16 protein-coding genes, 1 tRNA gene and 2 pseudogenes are annotated in these 22,338 nt (G+C 64.2%); 5 read left to right on the top strand and 14 right to left on the bottom strand.

The genetic code is table 11. The features are described 5' to 3' along the window. Window positions 1–50 precede the first annotated feature (50 nt). From rpsG to rpoB, 4 genes and pseudogenes are all read right to left on the bottom strand, one after another. Window positions 51–521: a 30S ribosomal protein S7 gene (rpsG, locus tag KY499_RS15520; RefSeq protein WP_123257065.1), complete on the bottom strand. Its 471-nt coding sequence runs from the start codon at window positions 519–521 to the stop codon at window positions 51–53. Window position 522: 1 nt separating this feature from the next. Continuing rightward, window positions 523–897: a 30S ribosomal protein S12 gene (gene rpsL / locus KY499_RS15515; protein ID WP_011692814.1), complete on the bottom strand. Its 375-nt coding sequence runs from the start codon at window positions 895–897 to the stop codon at window positions 523–525. Window positions 898–1,347: 450 nt separating this feature from the next. Then, a pseudogene (locus tag KY499_RS15510) lies at window positions 1,348–5,248 on the bottom strand (DNA-directed RNA polymerase subunit beta'). A 113-nt stretch (window positions 5,249–5,361) separates the two neighbouring features. After that, window positions 5,362–8,877 carry a DNA-directed RNA polymerase subunit beta gene (rpoB, locus tag KY499_RS15505; RefSeq protein ID WP_219885780.1) on the bottom strand — a complete coding sequence of 1,172 codons (3,516 nt, stop codon included), beginning with the start codon at window positions 8,875–8,877 and terminating at the stop codon, window positions 5,362–5,364. Between the two features lie 405 nt (window positions 8,878–9,282). Here rpoB and KY499_RS15500 point away from each other — a divergent pair. Together KY499_RS15500 and KY499_RS15495 are read left to right on the top strand one after the other, a co-directional pair. Then, window positions 9,283–10,483: pseudogene (locus tag KY499_RS15500) on the top strand (acetyl-CoA C-acetyltransferase). Continuing rightward, window positions 10,480–10,977, top strand: coding sequence for an aminoacyl-tRNA deacylase (locus KY499_RS15495; protein ID WP_219885779.1), 498 nt, complete (start codon window positions 10,480–10,482; stop codon window positions 10,975–10,977). Before KY499_RS15500 ends, KY499_RS15495 begins: the two are co-directional and overlap by 4 nt. 122 nt (window positions 10,978–11,099) lie before the next feature. On the opposite strand, the gene rplL is transcribed toward KY499_RS15495, so the two are convergent. The 8 genes from rplL to KY499_RS15455 form a co-directional block, all read right to left on the bottom strand. Further along, window positions 11,100–11,474 (bottom strand): 50S ribosomal protein L7/L12, encoded by a 375-nt coding sequence (gene rplL / locus KY499_RS15490; protein ID WP_123257060.1) that lies wholly within the window; start codon window positions 11,472–11,474, stop codon window positions 11,100–11,102. 77 nt (window positions 11,475–11,551) lie between these two features. Then, window positions 11,552–12,148, bottom strand: a complete 597-nt coding sequence (gene rplJ / locus KY499_RS15485; RefSeq protein ID WP_219885778.1) for a 50S ribosomal protein L10 — start codon at window positions 12,146–12,148, stop codon at window positions 11,552–11,554. A gap of 300 nt (window positions 12,149–12,448) precedes the next feature. Continuing rightward, on the bottom strand, window positions 12,449–13,558 hold the full coding sequence (locus KY499_RS15480) for a GNAT family N-acetyltransferase (RefSeq protein WP_123257104.1): 1,110 nt from the start codon (window positions 13,556–13,558) through the stop codon (window positions 12,449–12,451). A gap of 247 nt (window positions 13,559–13,805) precedes the next feature. Continuing rightward, window positions 13,806–14,513 carry a 50S ribosomal protein L1 gene (gene rplA / locus KY499_RS15475; RefSeq protein ID WP_123257058.1) on the bottom strand — a complete coding sequence of 236 codons (708 nt, stop codon included), beginning with the start codon at window positions 14,511–14,513 and terminating at the stop codon, window positions 13,806–13,808. A 178-nt stretch (window positions 14,514–14,691) separates the two neighbouring features. After that, a complete protein-coding gene (gene rplK, locus KY499_RS15470) occupies window positions 14,692–15,123 on the bottom strand; it encodes a 50S ribosomal protein L11 (RefSeq protein ID WP_123257057.1) in 432 nt (143 codons plus the stop codon). Between the two features lie 128 nt (window positions 15,124–15,251). Next, window positions 15,252–16,133, bottom strand: a complete 882-nt coding sequence (gene nusG / locus KY499_RS15465; protein WP_219885777.1) for a transcription termination/antitermination protein NusG — start codon at window positions 16,131–16,133, stop codon at window positions 15,252–15,254. 113 nt (window positions 16,134–16,246) lie between these two features. Beyond that, window positions 16,247–16,531, bottom strand: a complete 285-nt coding sequence (gene secE, locus KY499_RS15460; protein WP_123257103.1) for a preprotein translocase subunit SecE — start codon at window positions 16,529–16,531, stop codon at window positions 16,247–16,249. A 78-nt stretch (window positions 16,532–16,609) separates the two neighbouring features. Next, a tRNA-Trp gene (locus KY499_RS15455) sits at window positions 16,610–16,682 on the bottom strand. Window positions 16,683–16,933: 251 nt separating this feature from the next. Here KY499_RS15455 and KY499_RS15450 point away from each other — a divergent pair. Next, window positions 16,934–18,151 (top strand): pyridoxal phosphate-dependent aminotransferase, encoded by a 1,218-nt coding sequence (locus KY499_RS15450; RefSeq protein WP_123257055.1) that lies wholly within the window; start codon window positions 16,934–16,936, stop codon window positions 18,149–18,151. 188 nt (window positions 18,152–18,339) lie between these two features. Here KY499_RS15450 and KY499_RS15445 read toward each other — a convergent pair whose 3' ends face one another. Next, a complete protein-coding gene (locus KY499_RS15445) occupies window positions 18,340–19,014 on the bottom strand; it encodes a response regulator transcription factor (RefSeq protein WP_123257054.1) in 675 nt (224 codons plus the stop codon). Beyond that, a complete protein-coding gene (locus KY499_RS15440; RefSeq protein ID WP_219885776.1) occupies window positions 19,011–20,420 on the bottom strand; it encodes an ATP-binding protein in 1,410 nt (469 codons plus the stop codon). The genes KY499_RS15445 and KY499_RS15440 overlap by 4 nt, the downstream gene beginning before the upstream one ends. A 361-nt stretch (window positions 20,421–20,781) precedes the next feature. On the opposite strand from KY499_RS15440, the gene KY499_RS15435 reads away from it, so the two are divergent. Together KY499_RS15435 and KY499_RS15430 are read left to right on the top strand one after the other, a co-directional pair. After that, complete coding sequence (locus KY499_RS15435) at window positions 20,782–22,041, top strand: PspC domain-containing protein (protein WP_258190821.1); 1,260 nt, start codon at window positions 20,782–20,784, stop codon at window positions 22,039–22,041. A gap of 1 nt (window position 22,042) precedes the next feature. Beyond that, window positions 22,043–22,336 (top strand): hypothetical protein, encoded by a 294-nt coding sequence (locus KY499_RS15430; RefSeq protein ID WP_258190820.1) that lies wholly within the window; start codon window positions 22,043–22,045, stop codon window positions 22,334–22,336. Window positions 22,337–22,338: the final 2 nt, after the last annotated feature.

Raw genomic sequence — 22,338 nt, 5'->3', positions numbered from 1 at the left:
GACTGCACGTTCGCCGCCAGCCCTTGCGGGCCGGCGGCGTCCGGGAAGTATTACCAGCGGTAGTGTGCGAAGGCCTTGTTGGACTCGGCCATCTTGTGGGTGTCTTCGCGACGCTTCACAGCGGCACCGAGACCGTTCGATGCATCCAGGATTTCGTTCTGGAGGCGCTCGGTCATCGTCTTCTCGCGGCGGGCCTTGGAGTAGCCGACCAGCCAGCGCAGGGCGAGGGCGGTGGAGCGGCCCGGCTTGACCTCAACCGGAACCTGGTAGGTGGCGCCACCGACGCGGCGGGAGCGGACCTCAAGGGCAGGCTTGACGTTCTCCATGGCCTTCTTGAGGGCTGCAACGGGGTCGCCGCCGGACTTGGCGCGAGCACCTTCGAGGGCGCCGTAAACGATGCGCTCTGCGGTGGACTTCTTGCCGTCAACGAGCACCTTGTTGATGAGCTGGGTAACCAGCGGGGAGCCGTAAACGGGATCTAGTACTAGCGGCCGCTTCGGGGCCGGACCCTTGCGAGGCATATTACTTCTTCTCCATCTTTGCGCCGTAGCGGCTGCGGGCCTGCTTACGGTTCTTCACACCCTGGGTATCGAGGGCGCCACGGACGATCTTGTAGCGGACACCCGGAAGGTCCTTCACGCGGCCGCCGCGAACGAGCACAATGGAGTGCTCCTGCAGGTTGTGGCCAACACCGGGGATGTACGCGGTGACTTCAACGCCACCGTTGAGGCGCACACGTGCAACCTTACGCAGAGCCGAGTTCGGCTTCTTCGGGGTAGTCGTGTAGACGCGGGTGCAAACACCGCGGCGCATCGGGCTGCCGTTAAGCGCGGGAGCCTTGGTCTTCTTGACCTTAGGCGTGCGGCCCTTGCGGACCAGCTGGTTAATCGTAGGCACTCTCGTGTTCTCCGTTTTATCCGGAGCGGCCGTTGGCAGCCGCTCTCTTGTCGCTGCGCCCCGCCGCTCGAGCCTTGAAGATTTCTCCAGAGCAGCTGAGGCGAAGCCTTAATAGTCGGACCGCACGCAAGGGCGGGGATAATCATCCCAAAACTTCCCTAGGCATGCGAAGATGTGGCATACGTTGCACAAGAACCCTGCAAACCGGAAACGTCGTCCAAGTCCAGCCTTTCGGCTTCAACCGGCGCACTCATCCACTGCCACAATAACAATTAGTCTCTACTCTAACACGGACGGCCCCCACCCCTTAATCGGCGGGGAAACCGTCCGGTTCGCCCCCGGTGTCATCCCGGGTGTCATCCCGGGCTTAAACAGCAACGCGGGGTTACTTTTCGCCCATTCCAGCGGGTGGAATGGGCCGTAAGTGACCCCGCGTTGCTTTAGCTGCGGTTAGCGGAAATCGCTGCCCAGATCGTAGTCATCCAGCGGGATGGCGTGGAACTCGGGAGCTCCGTCGCCGCCCAGCGAATCGTAGGAGAAGTCGCTGAATGCGCTCGGTCCAGTGAACAGATTGGCCTTTGCTTCTTCAGTCGGCTCCACTGTGACCTCGGTGTAGCGCGGGAGACCCGTGCCGGCCGGGATCAGCTTACCGATGATGACGTTTTCCTTGAGGCCGAGCAGCGGATCGCTCTTGCCTTCCATGGCCGCCTGCGTCAGGACGCGGGTGGTCTCCTGGAAGGAAGCTGCGGACAGCCAGGACTCGGTCGCCAGGGACGCCTTGGTGATACCCATGAGCTCGGGACGGCCGGAGGCCGGCGTCTTGCCCTCGGAAACCACACGGCGGTTGGCATCCTCGAAGCGGCTGCGCTCGGCGAGCTCGCCGGGCAGCAGATCCGATTCGCCGGATTCGATAACCGTGACGCGGCGCAGCATCTGGCGAACGATAACCTCGACGTGCTTGTCGTGGATACCAATACCCTGGCTCAGGTACACGCCCTGAACCTCGTCCACCAGGAACTTCTGGGCGGCACGCGGACCCATGATGCGCAGGACCTGCTTCGGGTCAACCGGGCCGTTGATGAGCTTCTGCCCAACACTGACGTGGTCCCCGTCTTCGATGAGAAGACGTGAACGGCGCAGCACCGGGTAGGCGATCTCTTCGGACCCGTCATCGGGGGTGATGACCAGGCGCATCTGACGCTCGGACTCTTCAATGGTGATGCGGCCGGCTGCTTCAGCAATCGGTGCAACACCCTTCGGAGTGCGGGCTTCAAAGAGCTCCTGGATACGGGGCAGACCCTGGGTGATGTCGTCGCCGCCGCCGGCGGAAACAGCACCACCGGTGTGGAAGGTACGCATGGTCAGCTGGGTACCCGGCTCACCGATGGACTGTGCGGCGATGATGCCGACGGCCTCGCCAATGTCCACGGTCTTACCCGTGGCCAGCGAACGGCCGTAGCACAGGGCGCAAGTTCCGACGCTGGACTCACACGTGAGTACAGAGCGGACCTTGACCTCGGTGACGCCGGCTGCGAACAGCTCGGCAATAACCACGTCGCCGCAGTCAGTTCCGGCCGCAGCCAGGACCTTGCCCTGGGCGTCGACTACGTCGACAGCCAGGGTGCGGGCGTAGGCGCTGTTCTCGACGTTCTCGTCCAGGACGAGCTCGCCGTTGGCATCGACCACTGCGATAGCGGTCATCAGGCCGCGCTCGGTGCCGCAGTCCTCTTCACGGACAATAACGTCCTGCGAGACATCCACCAGACGACGGGTCAGGTAACCCGAGTTGGCGGTACGCAGTGCGGTGTCAGCCAGACCCTTACGGGCACCGTGCGTGGCGATGAAGTATTCCAGCACCGACAGGCCCTCGCGGTAGGAGGACTTAATCGGACGCGGGATGATCTCGCCCTTCGGGTTGGCCACCAGGCCACGGATACCCGCAATCTGACGGACCTGCATCCAGTTACCACGGGCTCCGGAGGACACCATGCGGTTGATGGTGTTCATCGGGGACAGGTTGTCACGCATCGCCTGGGCGATTTCGTTGGTGGCCTTGTTCCAGATCTCGATCAGTTCCTGTCGACGCTCGTCGTCGTCGATCAGGCCCCTTGTCGTACTGGCCCTGGATCTTGGCGGCCATGGTCTCGTAGCCGGCGAGAATCCGCGGCTTGTCCGCAGGCACCTCGATGTCCGAGATAGCAACCGTGACGCCCGAACGGGTGGCCCAGTAGAAACCGGCATCCTTCAGGTTGTCCAGCGTTGCCGCAGTGACGACCTTCGGGTAGCGCTCAGCGAGATCGTTGACGATCCGGGACAATTCGCCCTTGTCGGCAACATCCTCAACCCACGGGTAATCCTCGGGCAGGGTGGCGTTGAACAGGACCTGGCCCAGGGAGGTTTCGACCAGCGCGGTCTTGCCCGGCTCCCAGTCTTCCGGAGCTTCCCAGCCGGCGTAAGGAACGAAGTCCTCAAGCCGGATCTTGACCTTGGAGTTCAGGTGCAGTTCGTGCAGGTCGAAGGCCATGATGGCTTCCGAGACCGAGGAGAAGATCCGGCCTTCGCCAGCTGAACCGACACGCTTGGTGGTCAGGTGGTAGAGACCGATGATCATATCCTGCGAAGGCAGCGTTACCGGGCGGCCGTCCGAGGGCTTCAGGATGTTGTTCGAGGACAGCATCAGGATGCGCGCCTCAGCCTGGGCTTCGGGGCTCAGCGGCAGGTGCACTGCCATCTGGTCGCCGTCAAAGTCAGCGTTGAATGCGCCACAGACCAGCGGGTGAAGCTGGATAGCCTTGCCTTCAACCAGCTGCGGTTCGAACGCCTGGATGCCGAGACGGTGCAGGGTAGGTGCACGGTTCAGCAGCACCGGGTGCTCGGTGATGATCTCTTCGAGAACGTCCCAGACCTGCGGGCGGTAACGCTCGACCATGCGCTTGGCCGACTTGATGTTCTGTGCGTGGTTGAGGTCAACCAGGCGCTTCATCACGAACGGCTTGAAGAGCTCCAGGGCCATCTGCTTCGGCAGACCGCACTGGTGCAGCTTCAGCTGCGGGCCGACGACGATGACCGAACGGCCCGAGTAGTCGACGCGCTTGCCGAGCAGGTTCTGGCGGAACCGGCCCTGCTTGCCCTTGAGCATGTCGGACAGGGACTTCAGCGGACGGTTGCCCGGCCCGGTGACCGGACGGCCGCGGCGGCCGTTGTCGAAGAGGCTGTCAACAGCTTCCTGAAGCATGCGCTTCTCATTGTTGACGATGATCTCCGGCGCACCCAGATCAAGCAGGCGCTTGAGGCGGTTGTTGCGGTTGATCACGCGGCGGTAGAGGTCGTTGAGGTCGGAGGTCGCGAAGCGGCCGCCGTCCAGCTGGACCATCGGGCGCAGTTCCGGCGGGATCACCGGGACGGCGTCCAGCACCATGCCGAGCGGGCTGTTGTTGGTCGTCAGGAACGCGTTGACCACCTTGAGCCGCTTCAGGGCACGGGTCTTTCGCTGGCCCTTGCCGTTGGCGATGATGTCGCGCAGCAGGTCAGATTCGGCCTGCATGTCGAAGTTCTCGAGACGCTTCTTGATCGCTTCGGCGCCCATGGAGCCCTCGAAGTACATGCCGTAGCGGTCGCGGAGTTCGCGGTACAGGCCTTCGTCTCCTTCAAGGTCAGCGACCTTGAGGTTCTTGAAGCGGTCCCAGACCTGCTCGAGGCGCTCGATTTCAGCGTCCGCGCGCTTGCGGACGTTGGCCATCTGACGGTCAGCAGAGTCGCGGGCTTTCTTCTTGTCGGCAGCCTTGGCGCCTTCACCCTCGAGGCGGGCAAGCTCATTCTCAAGGTCGCGGGCGATCGTGGCGATGTCCGAGTCGCGGTTGTCGATCAGCTGCTTCTTCTCGATATCGTGCTCAACCTGGAGGTTGGGCAGTTCTTCGTGGCGGCTGTCGGCGTCGACGCTCGTGATCATGTAGGCGGCGAAGTAGATGACCTTCTCAAGGTCCTTCGGGGCCAGGTCAAGGAGGTAGCCCAGACGGGAGGGCACACCCTTGAAGTACCAGATGTGGGTAACAGGCGCAGCCAGTTCGATGTGGCCCATGCGCTCACGGCGCACCTTTGCGCGGGTGACCTCAACGCCACACCGCTCGCAGATGATGCCCTTGAAGCGCACACGCTTGTACTTGCCGCAGTAGCATTCCCAGTCGCGGGACGGGCCGAAGATCTTCTCGCAGAAGAGGCCGTCCTTCTCGGGCTTGAGCGTGCGGTAGTTGATGGTTTCCGGCTTCTTAACCTCGCCGTAAGACCAGCCACGGATGTCTTCCGCGGTGGCGAGGCCGATCTGCATGAGGCCGAAGGAGGATTCGCTGGACATATGGTCCCTGTTCTCTCTTGTTCTCTAAATTCTGAAGTCTTGGGTTACGGGAAGAGGGAGGAACCCCGGGAAGGGACAACGCGGATGCACCGGCTGCCCCTCCCGGGACCCTGCTAAACCTCTTCTACGGAACTGGGCTCTGCACGAGACAGATCGATGCCCAGTTCTTCCGCAGCCGTGAAGACTGCGTCATCAGAGTCACGCATTTCAATTGTGATTCCGTCCGTGGAAAGAACTTCCACGTTCAGGCACAGCGACTGCATTTCCTTGATCAAGACCTTGAAGGACTCAGGAACGCCCGGTTCCGGGATGTTCTCGCCCTTGACGATGGCTTCGTAGACCTTCACACGACCGTGGATATCATCGGACTTGATCGTGAGGAGTTCCTGGAGCGTGTAGGCGGCGCCATAGGCTTCGAGCGCCCACACTTCCATTTCGCCGAAGCGCTGGCCACCGAACTGGGCCTTACCACCCAGCGGCTGCTGGGTGATCATGGAGTACGGTCCGGTGGAGCGGGCGTGGATCTTGTCGTCCACCAGGTGGTGGAGCTTCAGGATGTACATGTAGCCGACCGAGATCGGATCCGGGAACGGCTCGCCGGAGCGGCCGTCGAACAGACGGGTCTTGCCTGAGGAGTTGATCAGGCGGTCGCCGTCGCGGGTGACGTTGGTGGAATCCAGCAGCCCCGTAATTTCTTCTTCACGGGCACCGTCGAAGACCGGCGTTGCAACAGTGGTCTGGCCACTTTCGCGCGGCAGGTTCGGCAGCTGCTTGACCCACTCGGGCTCGCCTTCGATCTTCCAGCCCGTCTTGGCAACCCAGCCGAGGTGCGTTTCCAGCACCTGGCCGACGTTCATACGGCCCGGAACACCCAGCGGGTTCAGGACGATATCAACGGGGGTACCGTCGGCAAGGAAGGGCATGTCCTCGATCGGCAGGATCTTGGAGATAACGCCCTTGTTGCCGTGACGGCCGGCGAGCTTGTCGCCGTCGGTGATCTTGCGCTTGGCTGCCACGTAGACGCGGACCAGCTGGTTGACGCCCGGGGGCAGCTCGTCGTCGTTGTCGCGGTCGAAGACCCGGACACCGATAACGGTGCCGGACTCGCCGTGCGGAACCTTCAAGGAGGTGTCGCGCACTTCGCGGGACTTCTCACCGAAGATGGCGCGCAGCAGGCGCTCTTCCGGGGTCAGCTCGGTCTCGCCCTTGGGCGTGACCTTTCCGACCAGGATGTCGCCGGCTTCAACCTCGGCACCGATGTGGATGATGCCGCGCTCGTCCAGGCCTGCCAGGACTTCCTCGGACACGTTGGGGATGTCACGGGTGATTTCCTCGGCACCAAGCTTGGTGTCGCGGGCATCGATCTCGTGCTCCTCGATGTGGATGGAGGACAGGACGTCCTCGGCCACGATCCGCTGGGACAGGATGATGGCGTCCTCGAAGTTGTGGCCTTCCCATGACATGAATGCCACGAGCAGGTTCTTTCCGAGGGCGAGCTCGCCCTGGTCCGTTGCCGGGCCGTCGGCGATGATGCCGCCGACTTCCAGGCGCTGGCCGTCGTTCACGAGCACACGGTGGTTGTAGCAGTTGCCCTGGTTGGAACGGGCGAACTTGTTGATGCGGTAGTTGGTTTCCGTGCCGTCGTCGTTAAGGACGACGACCAGCTCAGCGGAGACCTCGGAGACCACACCGGCCTTCTTCGCGATGACTACGTCACCGGCGTCGACGGCGGCGGCGCGCTCCATGCCGGTACCGACGAACGGTGCCTCGGAGCGGACCAGCGGGACGGCCTGACGCTGCATGTTGGCACCCATGAGTGCGCGGTTGGCATCGTCGTGTTCGAGGAACGGGATCAGGGCGGTTGCCACGGACACCATCTGGCGCGGGGAGACGTCCATGAACTCGACCTCGGCGGCGGGCACCAGTACGGGCTCGCCTCCACCACCGCGGGCACGGACCAGAACGGTCTCTTCGGCGAACTTCTTGTTCGCGTCGAGCGGGGCGTTGGCCTGTGCGATCAGAACCTCGGCCTCGTCGTCGGCCGTGAGGTACTTGACGTCATCGGACACAACGCCTTCGGACACGAGACGATACGGGGTCTCGATGAAGCCGAAGGGGTTGATGCGTCCGTAGGAGGCCAGCGAACCGATCAGACCAATGTTCGGGCCTTCAGGGGTTTCGATGGGGCACATACGTCCGTAGTGCGACGGGTGGACGTCTCGGACTTCCATGCCGGCGCGGTCACGGGACAGACCGCCGGGGCCCAGCGCGGACAGGCGGCGCTTGTGGGTCAGACCCGACAGCGGGTTGTTCTGATCCATGAACTGCGACAGCTGGGACGTTCCGAAGAACTCCTTGATGGCCGCAACGACGGGACGGATGTTGATCAGGGTCTGCGGCGTGATGGCCTCGACGTCCTGGGTGGTCATCCGTTCGCGGACAACGCGCTCCATGCGGGACAGGCCGGTGCGGACCTGGTTCTCGATGAGCTCGCCGACGGCGCGGATACGGCGGTTGCCGAAGTGGTCGATGTCATCGATCTCCACGCGGAGCTCGTGATCCTGGCCATCCCGCTTGCCGGTGAGGGTCTTCTCACCGGCGTGCAGTGCCACCAGGAACTTGATCATCGCGACGATGTCCTCGACGTGCAGGACAGAGGCTTCCTTGTCGCCGAGGGAGCGGTCGATGCCAAGCTTGCGGTTGATCTTGTAGCGGCCGACTTTGGCCAGATCGTAGCGCTTGGAGTTGAAGTACAGGTTGTCCAGCAGTGACTGGGCAGCCTCGACCGTGGGCGGCTCGCCCGGTCGCAGCTTCCGGTAGATGTCCAGCAAGGCGTCTTCGCGGGTTTCGGTCGCGTCCTTCTCCAGCGTTGCACGCATGGAGTCGTACTGGCCGAACTCTTCGAGGATCTGGCCTTCGGTCCAGCCGAGGGCCTTCAGCAGCACCGTGACGGACTGCTTGCGCTTGCGGTCGAGACGGACGCCGACCTGGTCGCGCTTGTCGATTTCAAGTTCGAACCAGGCACCGCGGGACGGGATGATCTTCGCCGTGAAGATGTCCTTGTCGCTGGTCTTGTCCGCGGTGCGCTCGAAATACGCGCCCGGGGAACGGACCAGCTGGGACACAACGACACGCTCGGTGCCGTTGACGACGAAGGTGCCCTTTTCGGTCATCAGCGGGAAGTCGCCCATGAACACGGTCTGCTGCTTGATTTCGCCCGTGTTGTTGTTCATGAACTCGGCCTTGACGTACAGCGGAGCCGAGTACGTTGCGTCCCGGTCCTTGCATTCGGCCATGGTGTACTTCGGATCAGCGAACTCCGGCTCGGAGAAGCTCAGGGACATGGTGCCCTGGAAATCCTCGATCGGGGAGATCTCTTCGAAGATGTCGGACAGGCCGGAGGAGGTGGCGACGCTCAGGTCGCCTTCTTCGACGGCCTTGGCTACGCGGGACTGCCAGCGTTCGTTGCCGACGAGCCAGTCAAAGCTGTCCGTCTGCAGGGCGAGCAGGTTCGGCACGTCCAGGGGTTCGTGAATCTTAGCGAATGAGAGCCGGCGGGTTGCACCATCGGTGCTGTCGGCATTGATAGCGGTAGCGTTGTTTACATTAGAGGTGCTCGAGGCGACCAAGAGGGATCCTTCCACAGACCTTCAGGCGTTGTCAGATCTCCCCCGTTATGTACCCTGCGAAAGTGACTCCGCAGTGCTACCAGTCCGGTTCCGCTATATGACCCGGGACCTGCACTGCCCATCCCGGTGCACGTTGTTGACGGCACGTTGATGGCGCAGCTGCCAGGCTAAGCCCACCGCAATATGAAGGCTGAAGGTAAACAGGGAAGACGCAAATATCCACGATACGGCAAAGCAACCTACTTGTCTACCCCACTTCCGTTCTGATTGCAAGCACGATCACCGCCTCCATGGCACCCGGTCACTGCCGGGTTGGCCTCCGGTTATGGGACGGCAGCCAAACCGTCCCATAACCGGCCCCGCGATAACCTAGGACTACCCGCTAGAGATCGGATCCGTAACACCATGGCTAATTCCGCAGACAACAACGACGTCGTCATCCTCGCCGCAGCCCGCACGCCCCAGGGGCGCCTGAACGGGCAACTGGCGGGCTTCACCGCCGTCGAACTAGGCACCCACGCCATCCGCGCCGCCCTCGCGGCAAGCGGGGTAAAGCCCGAGCAGGTTGATTCGGTCATTATGGGCCAGGTCCTGCAGGCGGGGGCAGGGCAGAACCCGGCGCGACAGAGCGCCATTGGCGCCGGGGTCGGCTGGAATGTGCCCACCGTCACGATCAACAAGGTCTGCCTGTCCGGGCTGACAGCAGTGATCGACGCCGCACGGCTGATCCGCAGCGGCGATGCCACAGTGGTCGTTGCCGGCGGACAGGAGTCCATGACGCGGGCCCCCGCACATCCTGCCGGGATCCCGACAGGGCTGGAACTACGGCACCGTCCAGGCACTCGACGTTGCAGCCCACGACGGACTGACGGATGCCTTCGACGGGCACTCCATGGGCCTGTCCACCGAAAGCCGGAATCTCACGCTCGGAATTGACCGGACCTCGCAGGACGAGGTGGCGGCGCTTTCGCACCAGCGGGCAGCGGCAGCCGTTGCCGCCGGTGTCTTCGACCGCGAGATTGCCCCGATCAGCGTCAAGCAGCGCAAGGGCGACCCGATTGTGGTGGCGGCGGATGAGGGAATCCGTCCGGAGACGACGGTGGAGACGCTGGCCGGGCTCCGTGCGGCGTTCGCTACGGACGGCACCATCACGGCCGGGAATTCCTCCCCGCTGTCCGACGGCGCCAGCGCTCTCGTGCTGTCCTCCCGGACGTTTGCCGAAGCCAATGGGCTGGAATACCTCGCCGTGGTCGGCAAGTCCGGGCAGGTGGCCGGTCCGGACAACTCGCTGCATTCCCAGCCCTCGAACGCCATCAGGAATGCCCTGGCCAAGACGGACTGGACCGCCGGGGATTTGGACTTCATCGAAATCAACGAAGCCTTCGGCTCCGTGGCGGTGCAGTCCCTCAAAGACCTCGACTACCCGCTGGCGAAGTGCAACCTGCACGGCGGCGCGATCGCCATCGGCCACCCGATCGGGGCCTCGGGTGCCCGACTGGCCCTGCACGCGGCCCACGAACTCGCCCGCCGCGGGACCGGCAAGGCCGCCGTGGCTCTCTGTGGCGGCGGCGGGCAGGGCGAAGCCCTCCTGCTCTTCCGCGAATGAGCCTCCCGGTGGCGGCCTCCATGCCCTGCGGCGGCCGGGAGCGCTTCCTGGCCGCCGCAGCGGCGCGGGGTCTCGACGTCGAACTCATCGAGCGCCCGGCTGCCGGCAGCCTCCAGGAAGCGGCCCGGATGCTGGGGATCCAGGACGGGGACATCGTGAAGTCCCTCGTCGTCAAACATAAGGACGGCAGCTTCCTGTTCGCGCTGATCCCCGGCGACCGGCAGATTTCCTGGCCCAAACTCCGCGGGCTGGTCGGGGTCAACAAGCTCTCCCTGCCCGACGCGGAGACGGCACTGGAAGCCACCGGCTACGAGCGCGGCACCATCACCCCGCTCGGCAGCACCCGGCCCTGGCCGGTCTACGCGGACCGCACGATCGCCGGGCGCCGGATTTCGCTGGGCGCCGGAGAGCACGGGTACAGCGCATTCGTCGACGCCGACGCGCTGGCAACCGCCCTCGGCGCCGTCGTCGCAGACATCAGCGACCCGGCCTAGACCAACGCTGTGCCCCTGCCGGCAGGCCCCAGGACGCAGGAAACCCCGCCCACCGGAGTGGACGGGGTTTCCCCGAAGAGGCTGGTACCCCGCACGGATGCGGGATATCAGGACAGATCGTATTACTTGAGGGTAACGCGGGCGCCGGCTTCTTCGAGCTGGGCAACTGCCTTCTCGGCAGCTTCCTTGGTGACACCTTCGAGAACAGCCTTGGGAGCGCTGTCAACCAGGTCCTTGGCTTCCTTGAGGCCCAGGGAAGTGATGGCGCGAACTTCCTTGATCACTGCGATCTTCTTGTCGCCAGCAGCTTCGAGGATGACATCAAATTCAGTCTGCTCTTCGGCTTCTTCTGCAGCGCCACCGGCGGGGCCGGCAACAGCAACAGCAGCAGCGGTAACTTCGAAGGTCTCTTCGAAGAGCTTGACGAACTCGGAGAGCTCGATGATGGTCAGTTCCTTGAAAGCTTCAATGAGCTCTTCGTTGGTGAGCTTCGCCATGGTGTGGCGTCCTTCCTATAGTGGTGATTGGCGGGCCGGGGCCGCGCCTTCACACCGGAGTCTTGTGGAAAAGAGAATTAGTTCTCTTCGGGGGCTGCGGCTTCAGCCGGAGCCTCTACTGCTGCATCTGCGGGGGCTTCGGCCGGAGCTTCTTCAGCGGCGGGCGTCTCGGCTGCTGCCGGGCCGCCGTTCTCTTCTTCAAGCTTGAGGCGCAATGCTTCGATGGTGCGTGCAGCGGCGGCAGCAGGAGCCTTGAGGATACCTGCGACCTTGGCGAGCTGCAGCTCGCGGGACTCGAGTGCTGCCAGGGCAGCAACTTCGCTGGCGTTCATTGCCTTGCCCTCGAAGAAACCGGTCTTGATAACCAGCTGCTTGTTGGTCTTGGCAAAATCCGTCAGGCTCTTGGCAGCCGCAATTGCGTCACCCTTGATGAACGCGATTGCAGTGGGGCCGGCAAGCTGGCCGTCGAATGCTTCGACACCGGCTTCCTTGGCTGCAATTGCGGTCAGGGTGTTCTTGACGACCGAGAACTTCGTTTCCTGGCCGAGAGAAACACGCAGCTGCTTCAGCTGTGCAACGGTGAGCCCGCGGTATTCGGTCAGGACAGCGGCGTTCGATTCCTTGAAATCGTTAGTGATCTCAGCTACTGCTGAAACCTTGCTAGGCGTTGCCATAACCCTCCTTCCGGGGATAGTGCCGGTAGGTCCCGGTCCCCGCTCAAGTGAGCTAAAACTAAAAACGCCCCGCGCAGATGCACGGGGCTTGTCTCAACGCGGTTGATCACCGCGGAGCTTTGCTTCGTTCACCTGCGCCGGCCGCCCTATGTTCAGGGTCCTTCGTCCGGAAATCCACTGGCTCTCCCCGGCGCTGCTGCAGAAGTGAGCTTTGTCTGGGAGAGTGGATTTCCAACAACCGACGGTCTTTGGTTTCTCCAGCCTACGCGAGAGTCCGCCGCTCGACCAAATCGGCGCACATCAGCTGACCGAGTCGCTAAAGTCCGGCAGTTCCTTCTGCCAGATACCTGTCACGCCCGCGGTGGTGAACCCGAGCTGCTGGTTGACCGTCAGCAGGTAACGGTTTTCCGGCGCGTTCCAGGTGTAGAGCACCCGGGCGTCGGAAAATTGTTCGCTGAGCCGCTCCATGTTGGCAAGCTTGATCAGCAATCCCAGCTTGTTGCCGCGATGGTCCTGCAGGACCACGGTGTCATCCTGGAAGACCACATCCGGGCGCAGTGCAAGGACGCTGATGGTCGTCAGGCCTACGAGCGTGCCGCTGTTGATGTGCTCGACGGCGGTGACCACCGTCCGGCGTCCCTGCGCGACGGTCACCTGCTCGGCCTCCCGGAGGATACTGCCGTCAAACACCATGGAGGAGTCGTCGACGCCGGGCACACCGTCCTCGCCGGCACGGTTTTCCATGGCTGCGACCTCCTCCAGCCACTGGTCCGGGCACCGGTCCGTCCAATGGTGGAGCCGGTAACGGCCGGCGTTGGCGTCCTCGGCCTCGGCCTGCAGCTCGGCGACGAGCTTACTGTCCAGCGGCAGGGCGCAGGAACTGAACTGCTCGATGTGCTGGAGCGTATAACCCGTGTGCTGCGCGAATTCCACTTCCCGGCTCCCCAGCGGCACGAAGCCAAGGCCGGTGCCCGGCACGAGTTGTTCAGCGTCGGTGTCCGGCAGGGAGGAACCGGGATGGTTCGTGTCGATCAGAATCGTGTGCCGTCCCTCGTCCCGGGCAAAGTGTTCCGCGGCCTCCAGCAATTGCCGTCCCACGCCCTGGCCCTGAAACTCGGGGAGGATGTCCAGGGTGAACTCGGCGAGGTCGAGGTTGTCCACGAGCGGCAGGGCGATATCCGCCGTCCCGACGATCTCGCCGTCGACCCGGGCAACCAGGATCACCTGGCGTTCATAGGGGTCTGCCATCTCCAGCAGCTTTTCCTGCGGCGCGTAGGCGAGGTCGTCGCTGCCCCACGTATGCATCCGCACCTTGCGTTCCACTTCGACGGCGGCAATGAAGTCTGCAGCGTCCGGCCCCTCAAGTGAATCGGGGATCCAGAGTTGCTCAATCCGTACATCGTTTCCCATAGAGGGCATCATCCCAGCCGTTGTGCCACCGTTGCCGGTGCCGGAGGCCCGGCCCGGTCCGGGCTTGTCACCCGTCAGCATATGCCGGATCCCGCCGCCGTTCCATCAGTGACGTCCCCCCATGCAGCGGACCATCACCGGATCCTCCCCACGCTCCCGGAAGGACCGGGCGCATCCCGAAAATGCCGAAAGGCCGCCCCGCGTGAGCGAAACGGCCTTTCGGGCGGTCCGTGCGGACCGGTGAGGCTTAGACCTCGGTCAGGACCTTGGTGACGTTGGGGTCAACCGAGATGCCGGGGCCAAACGTCGTAGCGACGGTGGCCTTCTGGATGTAGCGTCCCTTGGAAGCGGACGGCTTGAGGCGCAGGACCTCTTCCAGTGCTGCGGCGTAGTTCTCGGCCAGCTTGATGGCGTCGAAGGAAACCTTGCCGATGATGAAGTGCAGGTTCGAGTGCTTGTCGACGCGGAAGTCGATCTTGCCGCCCTTGATGTCATTGACAGCCTTGGCGACGTCTGCGGTCACGGTGCCGGTCTTCGGGTTCGGCATCAGGTTACGCGGGCCCAGGACCTTACCCAGGCGGCCAACCTTGCCCATGAGGTCCGGGGTGGCGACGGCGGCGTCGAAGTCGGTCCAGCCTGCTGCGATCTTCTCGATCAGGTCATCGGAACCGACGAAGTCGGCGCCGGCAGCGATTGCCGCTTCGGCCTTGTCGCCCGTTGCGAAGACGAGGACGCGGGCGACCTTACCGGTGCCATGCGGCAGGTTAACCGTGCCGCGGACCATCTGGTCGGCCTTACGGGGGTCAACGCCGAGGCGGAAGGCGACCTCGATGGTTGCATCGAACTTGGACGGGTTGGTGTCCTTGGCGAGCGTCACTGCCTCGACCGGCGCGTAGAACTTCTCCGCGTCGATCTTGGCGGCGGCTGCCTCATATGCTTTGCTGCGCTTTGCCATGCTGCTTTTTCTCCTTGTGCAGTTGTGGTCTGCGGACCGCGCTGGGCCCTGCCACAATCGGAAGTCCGGCATGGACGTCCGATATTTCAATGTTTTGGTGGTGCCGGTCGCCCGGCGGTGCTGTCCGGCGTCGTGACCCGGTTTCCCGGTCCCGGCGCCGCATCAGCGAAAGGGGATTTTAACCCTCGACGGTGATACCCATGGAGCGTGCGGTGCCGGCGATGATCTTCGCTGCGCCTTCGAGGCTCGTGGCGTTGAGGTCTTCCATCTTCGTGGTGGCGATCTCATTGACCTGGGCCATGGTCAGCTTGGCGACCTTGACGGTGTGCGGGGTCGGTGAACCCTTGGCAACGCCAGCAGCCTTCTTGATCAGTTCCGCGGCCGGCGGGGTCTTGGTGATGAACGTGAATGAACGGTCCTCGTAGACCGTGATTTCAACCGGAATAACGTTGCCGCGCTGGGCTTCCGTCGCAGCGTTGTACGCCTTGCAGAATTCCATGATGTTGACACCGTGCTGGCCAAGTGCGGGACCGATCGGCGGGGCCGGGTTGGCGGCACCTGCCTGGATCTGCAGCTTGATGAGGCCGGTGACCTTCTTCTTGGGAGCCAATGTAGGTCCTTCTCTCAAATACGTCCTGGGACACAGGAGCGTGCCTCAGGTTGGTGGCCGCCATGGCAAGGCGGCCGGCCGCTCCGCGGCTGCTAAGCAGGCGACCCGGAGCGAATTCTGTGGGGAAACTAAATCTTGCTGACCTGATTGAAGGCCAGCGTCACCGGCGTCTCGCGCTCGAAGATCGACACCAGCACCACGAGGGTCTGGGAATCGATCTTGATCTCGGAGATCGTGGCGGGGAGGGTCTCGAAGGGGCCTTCCTTAACGATGACCGATTCTCCGACCTCGAAGTCGATGTCGATCTGCGCTGCAGCGTGCTTGACCGGCTTGCCCTTCTCGGCCTGCTCTTCTTCGAAGACCGGGGCGAGCATGGAGAAGACCTCGTCGAGGCGCAGCGGAACGGGGTTATGGGCGTTGCCCACGAAACCGGTCACACCGGGAGTATGGCGGACGGCGCCCCACGAGGCATCCGTCAGGTCCATGCGGACCAGTACGTAGCCGGGAATACGGACGCGGTTAATGACCTTGCGCTGAGCGTTCTTGATCTCAACGACTTCCTCCATCGGAACCTGGATTTCGAAGATGTACTCTTCCATGTCCAGGGTCTGTATGCGGGTCTCAAGGTTGGCCTTGACGCGGTTTTCGTAGCCGGCGTAGGAGTGAATGACGTACCAGTCACCCTCCTGGCGGCGGAGCTTGGCCTTGAACTCATCGGCCGGATCGACGGCGGCTGCTGCAGCAGCAGCTGCCAGCGCATCGGCTGTTTCGTCGTCGTCTTCACCGGCTTCGGCGACTGCATCGTCGTCAGACCCTGCTTCGTCGTCAGACCCGGCTTCGGCGTCAGACCCTGCTTCGTCGTCAGACCCGGCTTCGGCGGTTACTGCCTCGTCGGCGGCGTCGGATTCGGGCGCAGCAGCCGCAGCCTCGGACTCTTCCGTGGCTTCCGCCGCGGCGTCCTGGCTCCTAACCAGCTCAGTCTCAGTTACCTCGAGCTCCTGCTCAGACACTTGGTCTCCTGCTTCCTCATTGCCTAACATGCCTATTTAAATGACTCAATTCCGCACACCCCGCGGAACCTCCGGTTTCCCGGGACATCCACGGAGTCTGCGGACCGGTCGCCTTAGCGGTCCGTGGCGCCCTGACCGCCGAAGACCCAGCCCACTCCGGTCCCGAAGGCCAGATCCAGCAGGGTGACGATGAGCATCATGATGATCACGAAGACCAGCACCACGAGCGTGTAGTTGATCAGTTCTTTACGGGTCGGCGCGACGACCTTCTTCAGTTCGCCGATGACCTGGCGGACGAAGAGCGCGATGCGAGCGAAGAAGCCAGCCTTGGCGGCATTCTTGGCGGGGCGGCCTTTGGAGCTGCTTGCAGCCGTTTCGGTCACCTGGTCCTCACTCATCCTCGCAAAGTCGGATACCCGGCTCTGAAATGAACCATGGTTGCTGCGCTGGTTCCGGATGACCCGGAACCGCATGCGCAGGGCAGACAGGACTCGAACCTGCAACCTGCGGTTTTGGAGACCGCTGCGCTACCAATTGCGCCACTACCCTATGGAGTGAAATCGAACCCGACGGACCACTCCCTCAAGTTTCCCTAAGGCACAGACCATCATCGTGTTTTCAACACCGGAGAACCAGTCTACGCAACAACTGCGCCTACGTCGAACTGGACTCATTCGGATCTGGTGAGACCGCGAAAAGCGAACACGCTTGCCGCCGGCTCCCCGGTCGATCCGGTGAACAGCATAGAGTAGATTCCGTTGAATCCCACATCCAGCCGCCCAGCGAAGAATGGACCCGCGATGCCTGCCGCCCGTATTTCCCAGCGCATTTCCGCCATAGCCGAATCCGCCACACTGGCTGTTGATGCCAAGGCTAAGGCTTTGAAGGCCGCCGGCCGGCCGGTTATCGGCTTCGGGGCCGGCGAACCGGATTTTCCGACCCCTGACTACATCGTGCAGGCCGCTATCGAGGCCGCCGGGCAGCCGAAGTACCACCGCTACTCTCCGGCCGCCGGACTTCCCGAGCTGAAGCAGGCCATCGCCGAGAAGACTTTCCGGGACTCCGGCTACAAGGCGGAGGCATCCCAGGTGCTCGTGACCAACGGCGGAAAGCAGGCCGTGTACAACACATTCGCCACGCTGCTGGATCCAGGCGACGAAGTCATCGTTCCCACGCCGTTCTGGACCACGTACCCGGAAGCGATCCGTCTGGCGGGCGGCGTGCCGGTTGAGGTTTTCGCCGGCCCTGACCAGGGTTACCTCGTGACGGTCGACCAGTTGGAAGCGGCACTGACGGAGAACACAAAGATTCTGCTGTTTGTCTCACCGTCCAACCCCACCGGCGCGGTTTACCCGCCGGAACAGGTCCGGGAGATCGGCCTGTGGGCCGCCTCCAAGGGTCTGTGGGTGGTCACTGACGAGATCTACGAGCACCTGACCTACGACGGTGTGCCCTTCACCTCGATCGCGACGGCCGCGCCCGAAATCGGCGACAAGGTCGTCATCCTCAACGGCGTCGCGAAGACCTATGCTATGACCGGCTGGCGGGTGGGCTGGATGATCGGTCCCGCCGACGTCATCAAGGCAGCCACCAACCTGCAGTCGCACGCAACGTCAAACGTCTCCAACATTCCGCAGGTCGCGGCCCTCGCCGCCGTGTCCGGTCCGCTGACCGCCGTCGACGACATGAAGGTCGCCTTTGACCGGCGGCGTAAGGCTATCGTCGCGGGCCTGAACGCAATTGAAGGCGTGGAATGCCCGACGCCGAAGGGGGCGTTCTACGTGTATGCGGACGTCCGCGCCCTGTTGGGCAAGGAATTCCCGTCCTCGAACGGCCCGGTCCGGCCCGCGACGTCAGCGGAGCTGGCCACCCTGATCCTGGACGAAGTGGAGGTTGCCGTTGTTCCGGGTGAGGCGTTCGGTCCGTCCGGCTACCTCCGTCTCTCCTACGCCCTCGGCGACGAGGACCTGGCCACCGGTGTTGCCCGCCTGCAGGATTTCCTGGGCAAAGCCGCGTAGGAGCGCCCTGCAGTTCCAGCGGCGAACCCCACGACGCTTCCCCAGGTCTCGCACTAAAATCCCGAACGCTCCCTCATCGCGGTGAGGGAGCGTTCGACGTTGGGCGGCAAGACGTGAGGAAGCGTTCGGCGCTAAGCGGCAGGATTTGGGGAAGGGTGGGCCGGTAGATCGCGAAACGTGGGGAAGGGTCAGAAGAGCCGGCGCTCTGCCGCCCAACGGCTCAGTTCATACCGGTTCGAGAGCTGCAGCTTGCGCAGCACCGCCGAGACGTGCGACTCCACCGTTTTGATCGAGATGAAGAGCTCTTTGGCGACTTCCTTGTAACTGTAGCCCCGGGCGATCAGCCGCATCACTTCCAATTCGCGGGCGGACAGGCGGTCAAGTCCGTCGTCGGCAATACTGGCCGGGGCGGTACCGAAGGCGTCCAGGACAAACCCGGCGAGCCGGGGTGAGAAGACGGCGTCGCCTCCGGCGACCCGACGCACCGCGTCGCTGATCTGTGCCCCGGAAATCGTCTTGGTGACATAGCCCCGCGCACCGGCCCGGATGACGGAGACCACGTCCTCGGCCGCGTCCGAGACACTGAGCGCCAGAAAGCGGGTGCTGCCCAGCAGAGCTGCCGACCCGGCCAGGACCTCGCGCCCGCCGCCGCCGCGGCCGCCGGGCAAATGCACATCCAGCAGCACGACGTCGGGGCGGGCTGCCGCAATGACGGCGAGCGCTTCTTCCACAGTGCCGGCCTCGCCCACAACTTCGATGCCGGCGTCCAGGTCCGCTTTCAGTCCGGACCGGAAAATCGCGTGGTCATCGACGATCACGACCCTCGTGGCATGCCTGGTATTTCCTGCTTCCGCGTCGTTCACACATCTTCCTTTCCGTTGTCCCCGCCGGACTTGCTGCCCGCAGCGTCGGCTGCGGGCAGCCTGAGCCGGACCTCTGTGCCATCCGGGCCGCTCGTAATGCCGGCGGTTCCCCCGTGGCGGATCATCCGTCCGACGATGGATTCCCGGATCCCGAGCCGGTCCTCGGGGACGGCCTCGGGCTCGAATCCCTGGCCGCGGTCCTTCACGAAGACCTCCGCTGCCCCCTCTGTGACTTCGAGATAGACGGACACGTTCCCGCCGCCGTGGCGGGCGGCGTTCAACATTGCCTCGCGGGACGCCTGGACCAAGGCTTCATGGCGTTCGGTCATGGCGCAGTTGCCAACGCTGACTACTTCAACGGCCTCTCCCACAGCATCCTCCACCTCGGCGGCCGCAGTACCAATCGCGTCTGACAACTGACCGGCATCTTTATCGCGGTCCCGGTACAGCCAGCCGCGCAACTCACGTTCCTGGGCGCGGGCCAGGCGGATGACGTCCTGCTCGTTGCCTGCGCGCCGCTGAATCACGGCGAGTGTCTGGAGCACGGAATCGTGGAGGTGGGCGGCAATCTCGGCCCGCTCCGTGGCCCGGACGCGACCGGTGCGTTCAGCTTCCAGATCCCGCCAGAATTTCAGGCCCCACGGCAACAGGACCAAAGCGACGCCGCCCAGCACGGCCACGGACGCCAGCAAGGCCAGCCAGGTCTGCTCCCAGGACCCTGACCCGGACACCATCAGCAGCACCCCGGCGACGACAAGTGCCAAACCGGCTCCGAACCGGGCCCAGCCGCCCGCCTGATTGGCTTTCGTCTTGCTCACGAGGCCGGCCCTGCGGGTTTCATCGAGCTGCATCCAGGCAATTGCCGCTCCGCCCAGAATCGCGGCGACGGGCAAGAGGGTGCCCAGCGGCACATCGACGCCCAGCAATTGAAGAACCAGGATCGACGCGGCCAGCAACAGCCCGGCCCCAAGCAGGATTTCCTTGCCGTAGGCCATCCCCCGGAACACCGTCCGCGGCTGCTCCGACGTCGAAGGCGCCGCCGCGCCGGCGGGCGCCTGACCTGTGGTGTGCGGACCCGGAGCGGCAGGTGCCGAACCCGGTAGCGATGGCGCCGGGCCGGCGGGCATGCCGCCGTCCGCGACTGTGGCCGGGAAGCTCACCGCCGGGGCGATCGGGGAGGCCGGCCGCCGGGCACTCCGCTTGGCGTATTCGTCGGTGGTGGGCACCATGATCCAGAGCCAGGCGTACAAGACCAGGCCGGCGCCGCCCGCGAATGCAGCCAGCACCGTGCCTGCCCTGACCAGCCGGACCGGCCAACCCAAATGGCGCGCGAGACCGGCGCAGACACCGGAGAGGACGCGGTCGCTGCTGCGGGTCAGCGGCGGGCGGATACCTGCGGTGGTCATGGATCAATCCAAGCACGAACCGGGGTCCCCGGAGGGTTTTCTGCGGTCATCCCGGTTGATTTCAGGGTCCGTTCAGGGTCTTCCCCCGTAGATGGGTGGCATCGCCGCGCGGGAGGATTAAAGTATGAATCCGCACACTCCACACCCTCCGCAACCCGATGACAATGACGGTACTTCCGAAGTCCCGGATGGTTCTTCCGGCAGCCCTCTAGGTTCCGGCTCTGCAGACGAGTCCGGGAACACCCCGCAGCCTCCCGAACCCCCTCCCGGCGGCCCCGCGCCGGAGCCGCCACCGCTTTACACTCCCCAGGACTCCGGACAAGGCAGCGTTCCGCCTCCGCCGCCCTACCCTTACGGCCCGATGCCGGCGGGTGCCGGAGACCGGCCGCAGGGGTTCTTCGACTGGATCCGCAGCTTGGGCGTCTCCCGCGGACGCGATCGCTGGATCGGCGGCGTCGCAAGCGGCGTCGCCCAGCGCCTTGGTGTCGATCCGCTGATCGTCCGCGGTGTCCTGATCGTCCTGACCATTTTCGCCGGCGTCGGCATCCTCCTCTACGGCATCGCGTGGTCCCTCCTGCCCGAACCTGATGGCCGGATCCATGCCCGGGAGGCCGCGTCCGGACGGTGGACTACGGGTATGACCGGGGCCCTGATCACAACATTGATTGGATTCCCCAGCCTGGGAAGCGGCGCTTGGGGCTGGGACCGGTCGGGCTTCGGTTTCGCCTGGACGGTCTTCTGGGTGGGCGGGGTAATCTACTTCATCTACTACCTGAGCAGCCGCAGCAAGACCCGGAACGGCGTTCCTGCCGCGTATCCGCAGCCGAGCGGCGCTGTCCCTGCGGGAAGCGCGGCCAGCACCCCGGCCAGGAACTTCAGCCAGCCCGGCTATGCCTACCCCGGCTATAACCAGCCCGACTACAGCAAGCCAGGCTACGCGCCGGACCCCGGCGCCGGTGGCTCCCCCGCCGCCGCGAAACGCAACACCGGCCCCGGCGCCCCCGCCGTGGCCATCACCGCAGGCGCCGCGCTCGTCGTAGGCGGCGGCCTCCGGGCCCTGGACGCCGCCAACGTGATCGAGCTCGGAGCGGCCGGGATTGCCGTTGCCTGGGCCGGTGCCGCCGCGGTGCTGGGCCTTGGCATCCTGATCGCCGGGCTCCGTGGCCGCGCGTCGGGCGTCCTTGGCTTCTTCGCCGTCGTCGCCCTGGTCGTTGGTGCCGTCTTTAACGTCGCGTTTAATGCCACGCCAGCCGGCGACAGATTCCGGTTCACGAGCACGGACTGGTCCCCCGCCAGCATCGAGCAGGCCCGGGCAGGCCTGGACCTTGCAGCCAGCAGCGCAACCGCGGACCTGACCGGGCTGGCCCTCCGCGCGCCGTTGGAAAGCGACGTCGTCGTTCCGTTCCACGCGACAGCCAGCGAACTGACGATCATTATCCCTGGCACCGTGCCGGTCCGGATCGACGCCGACATGACCATGGGCGAGCTGAATGACGGCAGCCAACTCCGCAGTGGTACCAGCTCTGTTCACCGCGGGTACAACACCAACCTCTCTGGCGCCAGCCTGGTCCTCAGGATCTCCGGCACTATGAGCAGCATCTCCATCCAGGAAGGAAACTGACATGGGCAGCTATGACGGACCGGCAGTCCCGGCGAACGGCAGCGGGCCCGGCGACGACCTTGGGCCAGAGAATCCGGCCGGGGTGGAGACGCCCCGGCGCGTCGGGACCATCGTCTGGGGTCTGATCGTAATGGCGCTCGCCGCCCTGGTCATCATCGCCGGACTCGGTGTAGTGGCGCTGAACGGGACCTACGTCCTTCTCGGCCTCATGATCGGCGCCGGAGCAGCACTCGTAATCGGCGGGATCCTGTCCGCCCGCGGACGTGACAAAAAAACTGCGACAAGGGAGTCTTGACC

The sequence above is a fragment of the Arthrobacter sp. PAMC25284 genome, from assembly GCF_019443425.1.
In the GTDB taxonomy this organism is placed as follows: Bacteria; Actinomycetota; Actinomycetes; order Actinomycetales; family Micrococcaceae; genus Arthrobacter; species Arthrobacter oryzae_A.
This window is presented reverse-complemented; position numbering and strand designations above follow the sequence as displayed.